At 64.6% G+C, this 12990-nt stretch carries 3 protein-coding genes; all 3 read right to left on the reverse strand.

Annotated features, from left to right (window positions below; all coding sequences use genetic code 11):
- Nucleotides 1-60 precede the first annotated feature (60 nt).
- The 3 genes from mnmH to NE357_RS18485 all read right to left on the reverse strand — a co-directional run bounded on the left by mnmH (nucleotide 61) and on the right by NE357_RS18485 (nucleotide 12817).
- The gene (gene mnmH, locus NE357_RS18475; RefSeq protein ID WP_169431073.1) at nucleotides 61-1164 is read right to left on the reverse strand and encodes a tRNA 2-selenouridine(34) synthase MnmH; all 1104 of its coding nucleotides are present in this window, start codon (nucleotides 1162-1164) and stop codon (nucleotides 61-63) included.
- Entirely contained in the window at nucleotides 1164-2198 is a 1035-nt protein-coding gene (gene selD, locus NE357_RS18480; protein WP_169431074.1) for a selenide, water dikinase SelD, read from the reverse strand. The genes mnmH and selD overlap by 1 nt, the downstream gene beginning before the upstream one ends.
- Nucleotides 2199-2296: 98 nt before the next feature.
- Nucleotides 2297-12817 carry an autotransporter-associated beta strand repeat-containing protein gene (locus tag NE357_RS18485; RefSeq protein ID WP_169431075.1) on the reverse strand — a complete coding sequence of 3507 codons (10521 nt, stop codon included), beginning with the start codon at nucleotides 12815-12817 and terminating at the stop codon, nucleotides 2297-2299.
- Between the last annotated feature and the right edge of the window lie 173 nt (nucleotides 12818-12990).

Consider the following 12990-nt stretch of genomic DNA (forward strand, 5'->3'; position numbering starts at 1 on the left):
GTTCAGCGGATTTCCAGTGTGGGAGCGGGCTTGCCCGCGAAGAGGCCGCTGAATAGCGCATCAAGCCTTCTGATTCACGCGATCGTGCAGATATTCAATGACTGCTTTCTGCTCGCCCGCAAACTCGATTCGCGCCCCCTTCTTCTCGCGCTGAAACACATACATCGGGTCGTAATACTCGCGCAGCAACCCTTCGATCCAGCCCCGGTGCAAATCCACCGAGCCGCTGCGCCCCTGCTCGGCCAGTGCGTCCTCCATCAACAGCAGCATCCGTCGATGGCGTTCACCGCCCAAGCGTTTCTGCACATTGTTCAGGCTTTCGAGCAAGCGTTCAGAGAACAGCGCAAAACCCTGCTCGCCATGCACCGTCGAAAACTCGGCCGACAGGTCCACCACGTAATCACGCAGGATGCGCTGCACACGGTCCTCGAAGCGGTCCTCCAGCCAGACCATCGGGTAATGCTGCATGCCCTGATACAACGGCAGCGGCAACGCGCAACTGCCCACCACCCGGCTCTCGTCTTCGAGCACAAACTGGCCGATACCGGCGTCACGCTTCTTGAGGATGTCGATGGCCAGTCGGTTCTCGAAATCGATGTTCGACGGTTGCCCGGTGGCGCGCTTGCCGAAACTGGAACCGCGATGATTGGCGTGCCCCTCAAGATCCAGACCATTATCCAGCTGTACCAGCAGTTCGGTCTTGCCGGTGCCGGTCATGCCGCCCAGCAGCACAAAATCACATTGGGTCACCGCTTGTTCGAGGGTGTCGATCAGGAAGTTGCGCAGTGCCTTGTAGCCGCCGCCGACTCGCGGATAGTCGATCCCGGCCTCGCTCTTGAGCCACTGCTGGGTGATCTGCGAGCGCAGGCCACCACGAAAGCAATAGAGATAGCCGTCGGGATGGGCCCGGGCGAATTCAGCCCAGGCCTCGATGCGTTCGGCCTTCACCGCGCCGGACACCAGACGGTGGCCCAGTTCGATGGCCGCCTGCTGACCATGCTGTTTGTAGCAGGTGCCGACCTTTTGCCGCTCCAGGTCATTCATCAGCGGCAGATTGACTGCCCCGGGGAACGCCCCCTTGTGAAACTCCACCGGCGCGCGGGCATCCATCAGCGGCCGGTCGTTGAGGAAAATGTCGCGGTAATCGGTGCAGTCGCGGAGCATCAAATCACCTCGACTGCGTGGGTCTGTCGCTCGACCAGTTCACCGATCGGCTCCAGATTCAGGCCCAGCTCTGCGGCCACGGCGAGGAATTCGGCGTTGCCGTCCGGGGTTACGGCCAACAGCAGGCCGCCGCTGGTCTGCGGATCGCACAGCACGCGCTTGTGCAGTTCCTGCACGCGTCCGAGCTTGCTTGAATAACTGTCGAAATTGCGCAAGGTGCCGCCGGGTACGCAGCCTTGTTCGAGGTAATACTCGACGCTGTCCAGACGCGGCACGCGGTCATAGGCGATACGCGCGGTGAGGTGGCTGCCATCGGCCATTTCCACCAGATGCCCGAGCAGGCCGAAACCGGTGACGTCGGTCATCGCAGTGACGCCGGCCAGTTTGCCGAAGCGGCTGCCGGGTTTGTTCAGCGTGCACATCCAGTCCCGGGCCACGCCGATGTCGGCGTTACGCAACTTGCCCTTCTTTTCTGCGGTGGTGAGGATGCCGATACCCAGCGGTTTGGTCAGGTACAGCAGGCAACCGGCGGTGGCGGTGTCGTTGCGCTTCATGAAGCGCTTTTCGACCAGGCCGGTGACGGCGAGGCCGAAAATCGGCTCCGGCGCATCGATCGAATGGCCACCGGCCAATGGAATACCCGCCGCGTCGCACACTGCGCGACCACCGCGAATCACTTCCCGCGCCACTTCCGGCGCCAGCACGTTCACCGGCCAGCCAAGAATGGCAATGGCCATCAACGGGTCACCGCCCATGGCGTAGATATCACTGATCGCGTTAGTCGCGGCGATTCGGCCGAAGTCGAACGGGTCGTCGACAATCGGCATGAAAAAATCGGTGGTCGACACCACACCGCGCTCGGCATCGATTTCATACACCGCCGCGTCATCGCGCGAGGCGTTGCCGACCCACAGTTTCGGGTCGAGGTTCTGTGCGCCGCTGCCGGCAAGGATCACTTCCAGCACCTGCGGCGAAATCTTGCAGCCGCAACCGGCACCGTGGCTGTATTGGGTCAGACGGATGGGTTCGCTCATGGGGCAACCTCTGGCAGGGAATGGGGCGGATTCTAGCAGAGGCGATTGTCGAGCAAAAAAAACCGCCCTTGCGGGCGGCTAAAGTGCTTCGACCATGATCAGAAGCTTTGGCTGAAGCTGATGGTCATCGCGCTGTCGTTGTTGTCGCTGGACACCTGGCCCGAATAGCCGATCCCGAGCTTGCCGGTCGGGCTGATCTGGAAGTCCACGCCGGCTTCGAGCAGCGCACTGTCCTTGGCAATCGGCACGCCTTGGGTGCTGAACGACGCGCCACCGTCGATGAAGGTCAGGTCGGCGTCAGGCTTGGTGTCGCCGTAGGCATGCCGCCAGCCGATCGCTGCCCGTGGGGTGAGTTGGCTGCCATTGGCCAGGGTCACCAACTTGCCGATGCGCACACCGAGGGTCGAGTAGGTGATGTCCTGATCGGCATCGCCCTTCAGGCGCCCCACTCCGCCTTTTTCCTTGGCGGTGTCGCTGTCGTAGTTGACGTAGGCCAGGCCGGCGAAGGGTTCGATGGCCACGCCTGCTGCATTGATCGCATAACCCACTTCACCGAACACCTGGGCACTGCGGGCATCGTAATCAGCCTTCAGGCGGTCGTTGTAGCTGCCGACGCTGACGTCGCGCTTGGTCTCGATGCTGTGCCAGCTGTAGGCCGCACCGAGGCGCACGGCCAGGGCATCGAACTGCGAGCTCAGGTAGGCCGCCAGGTGGTAGCTGTCGACTTTGGCATCGGAGTTGCGGTCATGCGCGTTGAGGTTGCTGCGGGTGTAGCCCGCCGCCATCCCGGCGCGCCATTGATCGTCGAGTTGCTTGTCGGTGCCGAGCATGAAACCGCCGAGGCTGCGATCGACTTTCGCCGTGTTGCTGTCGCCGCCCATGTCACCCCAGGCACCGATGGCGCGGGCCCAGCCGACCATTTCACCGTGACAGCCGTTGCTGCTCAGTTGCGTGTCGCTCGGCGCCAGCGTGCGACGCGGATCATCCGCAGCACCGCAGGTAGGTTGACGCATACGGTCATTGACCGCTTCGCGCACAAAGCGTGAATCCTCCAGAACCGCGCTGGCGGTGCTGGCGTGGATTTCCCCGGACAGGTTGTCGAAGGCCTGCCGCGCACCCGCCACACTGAGGTTGACGATTTCGTTCTGCAGTGCCGCGCCCGCCGGGCCGTTGCGCGTCAACGCCGAGGCGGTGCTGCGCTGGTTACCGGTGGCGGCGACGTCGGTGAACGAGTTGCCGTTGCGACTGACCAGCAGGTTTACCGCATCAGGGCTGTACACCAGCGTTGAGGAGAGGAACGCGTACTGCGGCAGATCGGCCGCGCTGAAGGTGCCAGTCACTCCACCGCCGGCAGTGATCAGCGAATACACGGTGTTGCCGGTGAACGGCGCCAGGCTGTTCACTTGCAGGCCACCGCTCAGGTTGGCTGTACCACCGACGGTCAGTGGCGTAGCGGTCGGCGAACTGACGGTCAGAGCCAACACGCCATCGGCGGCGTTGGTCAGGTTGCCGGCCACGCTCAGGTTTCCGTCACCACCACCGGAGGCCACTACCCCGTGGTTGACCACCGAACCGACGCTGCCGTTACCGCTCAAACCGGCGCCGTTGGCCACGGTCACTTGCCCGCCCAGAGAAGCCCGCGCCGCACGGCTGCCGACCTGCAGCACGCCTTGATCCACCGAAACAGTGCCACTGAACGGCTGATCACCGGTCAACAGCAAGGTTCCGCTACCGCGTTTGGCCAGCGCACCGGTACCGCTGAGGCGACCGTTGAACCTGCCATCGGCATTCTGCTGGAACACCAGCGCCGCGTTGTCGAGGATGTTGCCTTGCAGGCTGGTGCTGTTACCGATCAGCGTACCGCCGCTGACGGTGGTGCCACCGCTGTAGGTGTTGGCACCAGTGAGAATCAACGTGCCGGCGTCGAGTTTCTCGATACCACCAGCGCCGATCAACGGCACATCGATTTGCGCGCTGGCACCGGCATTGACGCGGATCGGCGCCGGTGTACCGCCCGCGCCATTGACCGGCGTCAGCGTGTCGCCGGCATCCGGCACCAGGCTGTAGCCGTTGACGAGGAACTGCAGCCCGGTGAAGTTCTGATTGCCTTGCACGGTGACCGTACCGCCCTGCCCGCCGAACACCGCGAACTGTCCACTGGAGCCTTGCGCCTGAGTGCCGGTCGCGTCGGTCCAGTTGGTGCCGGGTCCCCATACGCCGCTGCCACCACCGATGCTGCCATCCGGATTGGTTTTGCCACCGTTCCAGAACTGCACCTCACCCGGCGTACCCTGCACCAGCAGATTGATCTGATTGGCCAAGGCGGTTTGCAGGGTCAGGTTTGACGCTGAAACCGGCAGGCTGCCGAAGACCAGGCCGTTGTTGGTCAGGCTGCCGCCGTAGGTAAACAGCTGGTAGACACCGGTGCCGAAGCCGCCGGCATTGCTGATGTTCAACGTACCGTCGAGGGTCAGGTTGCCGGCGACGTTGACCACGGTGGTGGAGCTGGCGGCCGAGCCAAGGCTGAAATCCAGGTTGGTCCCCGACGACAACGCCAGCGAACCGACGGACAACGGCGTTGCAATGCCGCCGCCGGTCAGCGTCGCACCGTTGGCCAGTTGCACGGTGCCGGCGATCACGCCGCTGCCGCCGATGGCCGCCCCGCTGGCAACGTTGACGTTGGCACTGTTGAGCACACCGTTGACGTTCAGCGCACCAGCCTGCACCGCGGTGTTGCCGGTGAAGGTGTTGTTGCCGGTCAGCAGCAAGGCGCCGGCGCCGGTTTTGTTGAGGGTGCCGGCGCCCGTCAGATTGCCGGTGTAGCTGCCATCGCTGTTCTGCTCGAAGGTCAGCGCCGCGTTGTTGACGATGGCGCCCTGCAGGCTGCTGGTGTCGCCACGGGTGTTGCCGCCGTTCAACGTGGTGCCGCCGCTGTAGGTGTTGGCGCCGCTGAGCAGCAGGTCGCCACTGCCGTTTTTCACCAGACTGCCGCTGCCGGTGATCGCACCGATCAGCGTGGTGTTCTGGTTGCCGGCCAAGGTCAGTTGCGCCCCCAGGTTGATGGTGTTGGCCAGTTGCAGCGCAGAGGTGCTGTCGAGCGTTCCGTTACCCGACACATTCAGCGCGCCGCTGCTGATCGCACTGTTGTTGCCCAGGATCAGCGAGCCGCCGGACAGTTGAGTACCGCCGCTGTAAGTGTTGCTGCCATTGAGGGTCAGGCTCGATGCGCCGGTCTTGATCAGACTGCCGCTGCCGCTGACCACCCCACCGAGAGTCAATGCATTGGAGCCGGCGACGGTGAGTCCGCCGTCGAGCACCACCGCGTTGGCCAGGCTGACGGCGGTGTTGCTGTCCAGCGCGGTGCCGTTGGCAGCGGTCAACACGCCAGTGCCGAGGGCGGCGTTGTTGCCGACCACAATCTTGCCGCCATTGAGTGCGGTGCCACCGGTGTAGCCGTTGGCGGCGTTGAGCACCAGGGTGCCGGTGTCGTATTTGCCCAGTGTGCCGGCACCGTTGAGCGCCACGCCCACGGTCGCGGTGACGTTCGGATCGACCCGCACGGTGGCATTGCCCAGCGATCCGTTGACCAGATTCAGCGAACCGGCCGTGCCGTTCTGCAGGCTGTAGCCATCGGTGACGAACTGCATGCCGGTGAGGGTTTGCGCGCCGTTCACCGTGACGGTGCCCGCTGTGCCCTGGAACACCGCGAAGTTGTTGGTCCAGGCCTGATTGGTGGTGCCGTTGACGTCGGTCCAGTTGGTGGTGCCGGTGCCCCAGGTGCCGCTGCCGCCATCGACCGAACCGTTGGCGACCAGTTGGTTGCCGTCCCAGAACTGCACGGTGACGCCCGGTGCGGTGACCAGCAGGTTAATCTGGTTGGCCAGCGCGGTTTGCAGGGTCAGGTCGCCCGGCGTGACGCTGCCCGGCACGGTGCCGATCAGCATGCCGTTGTCGGTCAGGCCACCGGTGTAGTTGATCAACCGGTACACGCCGCTGCCGAAACCGCCGATGTCGCTGACGTTGAGGGTACCGTCCAGGGTCAGGTTGCCGCCGACGTTGACCAGCGCGTTGCCGCCACCGGAGACCGGTGTGCCGAGGCCGACATCGAAGTTGGCGTTGGCGTTGAACACCAGCGAATTCACCGAAAGCGTGCTGCCGGTGGCGCCCGCCAGATGACCGCCGTCCGCCACGGTCACGGCCCCGCCGAGCGAGCCGCCGCCGGTCAGGGTGCCGCCGCTGTTGACCAGCACACTGGCACTGTCCAGCGAGCCGCTGACGTTCAAGGTCCCGGCGTTGACCGTGGTGTTACCGGTCAGGCTGTTGAGGCCGGTCAGGGTCAGCGTGCCGGTGCCGAGTTTGCTCAACTCGCCGGTGCCGGTGAGCACACCACCGAAAATGCTGCTGGCGTTGTTGCCGCCGATGCTCAGTGTGTTTCCGCCACCGATCAGTGCGGTACCGCTGCCGGTCAGGCTGGCGAGGCTGCCCGAACCGCCGAGGTTCAGCGTCGCGGCATTGCCGAGATTGACCCCGGCGTTGCTGCCCAGCGCCGAGTTGCCCAGGGTGGTCAGGCTGCCGGACTGCACGTCGAATGTGCCGCTGAAGCTGTTGTTGCCGGACAGCGTCAGGTCGGCCAGACCGTTCTTGGTCAAGGTGCCCGCCCCCGCAATCACGCCGCCCAACGTCAGGTTGTTGTTGCCGGCCACGCTCAGGTTGGCATTGACGTTGATGTTGTTGGCCAGCACCAGTGGCGCCGTGGTGTCGAGGGTCGAAGCGCCCGCCACGGTCACCGCGCCGGAGCCCAGGCCCGACGAGGTGCCGAGGGTCACGGTACCGGCGTTCAGCGTGGTGCCGCCGCTGTAGGTGTTGATGCCGTTGAGGGTCAGGTTGGACGCGCCGTTCTTGATCAGACCGCCGGTGCCGCTGACCACGCCGCCGAGCGCTACGTCGCTGCTGCCGGTGTTGGTCAGATTGGCGTTGAGCACTACGTTGTTGCCGAGCGACGCCGACGTGTTGCTGTCCAGCGAGGACGCACCGGCCACGGTCAGGTTGCCCAGGCCCAGAGCGCCGTTGCTGCCGGCGGTCAGGGTGCCGGCATTGAGGGTAACGCCGCCGAGGAAGTTGTTGGCACCGCTCAGGATCAGGTTGGCCGCGCCGTTTTTGGTCAGGCTGCCGGCGCCATTGATGGCCCCGCTCAGCGTCAGATCGTTGCTGCCGACGATGCCGAGGTTGCCCGCCAGATTGATTGCATTCCCCGCCGTGAAAGCACCGCTGGCATCCAGGGTGGTGCCGTTCGCCGCGTTCAGGGTGGCCGAACCCAGCGCGCTGTTCGACGCCAGAACCAGTCCGCCCGCATTCAACGCCACTGGCCCGAGGAAGGCGTTGTTGCCGCCGAGGGTCAGGCTGGCCGAGCCGTTCTTGATCAAGCCGCCAGTGCCGGAAATGACACCGTTGAGGGTCAGCGCATTGCTGCCGAGCACGGTGAGGTTGCCATTCAGCGTGGCCGCGTTGGCCAGGGTCACGGCGGTGTTGCTGTCCAGTTGCGTGCCGGCGTTGGCGATCAACGCGCCAGTGCCCAGTGCGGTGTTGCTGCCGACCACCAGGGTGCCGCCGTCCAGTTGTGTGCCACCGGTGTAGCTGTTGGCGCCGTTGAGCACCAGGGTGCCGGCGTCGAGTTTGTTGAGGATACCGCTGCCGTCGATGTTCACCCCGACCGTGGCGGTCACGCCCGGATCGACCCGCATCGCGGTGGTGCCGCCTGTGCCGTTGACCGCGGTCAACAGCCCCGAGGAACCATTCACCACGTTGTAGCCATCGGTGAGGAACTGCATCCCGGTGAACAGTTGCGTGCCGTTGACCGAAACGGTACCGGCCGTACCCTGGAACACAGCGAAGTCGCCGGCCCAGGTCTGGTTCAACGTGCCGTTGGAATTGGTCCAGTTGGTCCCCCCGGCATTCCAGGTGCCGCTGCCGCCATCCACTGTGCCGTTGGGGATCGTCTGGCTGCCGTCCCAGAAGCGCAGGTTGGTGTTCGGCGCCGACACGACCAGATTCACCTGATTACCCAGGGTCTGCACCAGGATGTCGCCGAGGCCGTAACCCACCGGTACACCGGCCACGGTCAGGCCGTTGTCGGTCAGTGCGCCGATGTAGTTGAACAAGCGATAGACACCGACACCGAAACCGCCGGCATCGGTGACGTTGAGATTGCCGTCCAGGGTCAGGTTGCCGCCGATGTTCATCAGCGACGTGGTCGATGGCGTGGCGAGGCTCGCGTCAACATTGCTGTTAGCGGTGAGAATCAGTGACGAGGCGGACAAGGTATTGCCCGAGGACAACGCCAGATGACCGCCGCTGTTGACGGTGATGACGCCCAGCGCCGAACCGGTGCCCGTGAGGGTCGCGCCGTTGTTGATGTTGAGCTGGGTGCTGGCCAGCGATCCGGTGAGATTCAACGTACCGGCGTTGACGTTGGTGTTGCCGGTGAGGCCGCTGCTGCCGGTCAGATTCAGCGTGCCGGTACCGACTTTGGTCAGCGCACCGCTGCCACCGAGGTCGCCGTCGAACGTGCTGGTGCTGCTCACGCCACCCACCGTCAGGGTGTTGCCACCAGCGATCTGCACACTGCCGCTGCCGCTCAGCCCGTTGAGGCTGGTGCTGCTGTTGAGATAGAGATTGGCACCGGCGCTGATATTGGCGCCGGAGGTGTTGCCGAGTGCCCCGCTGCTCACGGTGGTGACGCTGCCGGAGGCGATGTTCAGTGCACCGGTGAAGGTGTTGTTGCCGCTGAGCGTCAGGTCGCCAAAGCCGTCCTTGGTCAGGCTACCTGCACCATCGATCACACCGCTGAGGTTCAGGGTGTTGCTGCCGGCCAGGGTCAGGCCGGCGTTGAGGGTGATGTTGTTGCCGACGCTCATGCCGGTGCTGGTGTCCAGCGTCGACGCACCACCGACGGTCAGACCGCCACTGCCCAAGGCAGCGGCCGAGCCCAGTGTCAGCGTACCGGCATTGAGAGTGGTGCCGCCGCTGTAGGTGTTGGTGCCGTTGACGGTCAGGTTGGCCGCGCCGTTCTTGATCAACTGGCCTGCGCCGCTGACCACGCCACCGAGGGTCAGGTCCTGGGTACCGCCGACGCTCAGCGCCGCATTGAGCACCACCGCGTTGGCCAGGCTGACCAGCGGCGAACTGCTGTCGAGCGTTGCCGCACCGCCGACGGTCAAGGCACCGGTGCCCAGTGCGGAGCTGTTGCCGACGGTCACTGTACCGGCGTTTAGCGTGGTGCCACCGACGTAGGTGTTGGTGCCGTTGAGGTTCAGATTTTCCGCGCCGTTTTTCACCAGGCTGCCGGCTCCGGCGACGGTCCCGGTGAGGGTCAGATCCGCGCTGCCGCCGATGTTCATCGCACCGGCCAGGTTGACCTGGTTGCCCAGGGTTACGGCGGTGTTGGTGTCCAGCGTGGTGCCAGCCGCTGCGTTCAATGCGCCGCTGCCGATCGCGGTGTTGCTGCCGACAATCAACTTGCCGACGTTGAGTGCGGTGTTGCCGAAGTAGGTATTGGCGCCGTTGAGGATCAGGTCGGCCGGGCCGCTCTTGATCAGGCCGCCAACCCCGGCAACCACGCCGGTAAGGGTCAGCGCGTTGCTGCCACCGACCGTCACGTTGCCGCCGAGGTTGACGTTGTTGGCGAGGCTGGTCGCGGTGCCGGCATCCAGCGTGGTGCCGTTGGCGGCGTTGAGTACGCCGCTGCCGAGGGCGGTGTTGGAGCCGACGATCAGCGTCCCGGCGTTTAGCGATGTAGCGCCGCTGTAGGTGTTGTTACCGTTGAGAGTCAGGGTCGAGGCGCCTGTCTTGATCAGGCTGCTACCACCGCTGATCACTCCACCGAGGGTTAGCGGGTTGGCGCCGCCGGCAGTAAGGTTGGCGTTCAGCGCAATCGCGTTGTTCAGTGTCACGTTGGCGCTACTGTTGAGCGTTGCGCCCGCCCCGCCTACGGTCAGCGTGCCGGTGCCGAGTGCCGCGCCGTTGCCGACGGTCAGGCTGCCGTCGTTGAGCGCGGTGCCGCCGGTGAAGGTGTTGGCGCCGTTGAGGGTCAGGTTGGCCGTGCCGTTCTTGATCAACTGACTGGCGCCGCTGAGCACGCCACCCAGAATCATGCCGTTGCTGCCGCCGATGGCCAGGTTGCCGTTGAGTGCAACGTTGTTGTTCAGGATGACCGAGGTGTTGCTGTCGAGAGTCGCGGCATTGGCGACGGTCAGGTCGCCGCTGCCCAGCGCGGCGGCATTGCCGACGGTCAGGGTGCCGGCGTTCAGGGTGGTGCCACCGCTGAAGGTGTTGGCGCCGTTGAGAATCAGGTTCGCCACGCCGTTCTTGGTCAACCCGCCGCTGCCGCTGACCACACCGCCAAGGGTCAGGTTGGCATTGCCGGCGATGTTCAGATTGCCGCCGAGGGCGACGGCGTTGCTCAGCGCCACGCTGGTGCTGGCGTCGAGGGTGGTGCCCGCTGCCGTGGTCAGTGCGCCGGTACCGAGCGCAGTGTTGGAGCCGACGATCAGCGTCCCGTTGTTCAGCGCGGTGCCGCCGGAGAAGGTGTTGTTGCCGCTGAGGGTCAGGTTCGCGGTGCCGTTCTTGATCAGGTTGCCGGCGCCACTGATGACGCCACTCAAGCCCAGCGCCTGAGTACCGCCGATGGTCAGCCCGCCCGCCAGCGCCACGGCGTTGGCCAAAGTCACCGCCGTGGTCGCATCCAGCGTGGTGCCGGCCGCCGCATTCAGTGCGCCCGTGCCGAGGGCGGTGTTGCTGCCGACGAGCAAACTGCCGCCGTTGAGCGCGGTGGCGCCGCTGTTGGTGTTGTTGCCGGTCAGGGTCAGGCTGGCGCTGCCGCTCTTGGTGATCGCCCCGGTGCCGGACACGACGCCGGCCAGGGTCAGGGCATTGCTGCCGAGCACGTTCAACGTACCGGTGATACCGACGTTGTTGGCCAGGGTCACGTTGCCGGTGCTGTCGAGGCTGGTGCCGTTGCTGGTGTTGAGTACACCGGTGCCCAAGGCGTTGTTGTTGCCGACGCGCAAGGTGCCGGCACTGAGGCTGGTGGTCCCGGTGTAGGTGTTGATGCCGTTGAGGGTCAGGCTGCCGCTGCCGGTTTTGGTCAGGTTGCTGGCGCCGCTGATCACCCCGCCCAGAGTCAGCGCACCGGTGCCGGTCGCGGTCAGGGTGCTGTTGAGCGTGATCGCGTTGGCCAGCGAAATCGGCGTCGTTGCCGAGATGCTCGAAGCGCCGCCGACCGTAATGCCGCCAGTGCTGAATGCCGAGTTGTTACCCACAAGCACTGTGCCGCCGTTGAGCACGGTGTTGCCGGTGTAAGTGTTGATGCCGTTGAGGTTGAGCTGACCGCTGCCAATCTTGGTCAAGCCGCCAGTACCGGAAATCACGCCGTTCAGGGTCGTGCCGTTGATGCCCTGCAGGGTCAGGCCACCGGCGCCTAGATTGATCTGGTTGGCCAGCGACAAACCGGCATTGCTCGGCTGCAGGATCCCGCCGTTGGACGTCAGCACGCCACTGCCGAATGCCGCGTTGTCGTTGAACTGCGCGACACCGCCATTGAGCGTGGTCGCACCACTGACCAACGGCCCTTGCAAGGTCCAGGTGCCGCTGTTGAGGGTCAGGTTGTTGAAGTTGACGTACGTCGCGCTGGACGCCGTGCCGGTCCCGGTGGTGCCGCCGCCGAGGCCGATCGGGTTTTGCAGGATCAGCGTGTTGGTACCGGCCGCGCCGCCATCGATCGTCCCGGTCGGAGCGAAGGTCAGGTTGATGCCGATCAGGCCACCGAGGCCGACGGACACTTGCACACCGTCGCCGACGTTAACGCTGGAACCTGTGATCGCGTAGAAGGTGTTGGTACTGCCCGCCCCCATCGACACGCCGCCAGTGATGTTACCGGCGTTGGTGAAGGTGTTGCCCGCCACCGACGTCTCGAACGCGATCCGGCCGTTGATCGTGCCGCTGGCACTGTTGGTCATGTTGACTTGCGAACCGCCATACACCCCGACCACTGGCGTATCGGCCAGGGTGATGCCGCCGACCGACAGCCCGGTCGAGGTAATCGTGCCGTCGTTGGTGATGGTCGTAGTGCCCGACACGGAGTTGTTCACGCCAATCCCCAGACCGTCGATGCTGGTCAGGTTGAGGCCGAGCAACATGCCGGTGCCGCGAATGATCCCGGTGGTGTTGTTGACGATGCTTACCGTGCTGGTCGCGCCGGTGCCGATGAACGCACCGCCACTGAGGATAGAAACCAGGCCCAGCAAGGCAGGATCGAGGGTGCCGGAGTTGTTCAGGTTGATGTTGGCCCCGGTCAGGTTGATCACCTTGCCGCCCAGGGTCGCGTTCATCTGCGCCCCGGAGCTGACGTTGACCGTCAGCCCGCTGGTCGCACTGCTGTAGTCGTTGAGAAACAGCGGCAGCGTCGGAACACCCGAACAGGTAATCGTGGAGCCTGCCGCCGAGCAGGTGGCGAACGCCTGCTCGCTGACACCACCGAACAGTAGCCCGGCGACACTCAGATGCACGGCAAGGGACAGTGGGGAAAAGCGCGAAACGAGGGCGACACCAAACCTTGATTCCACGGGCTACTCCTTTCGTGGCCGATTTCGTCCTTGAAGGCGTGCAACGGCGGCGAGATACCGCACACGTATCAAGCGTATGACGGTCATCAGATAAACCGTCTATTCCAGACACACGCTAGTTGATGCCCTGCGATGGGGCACCGGTTAAATAGTGTTAATACTTTTGTGCGATA

The sequence above is a fragment of the Pseudomonas sp. G7(2022) genome, assembly GCF_052660475.1.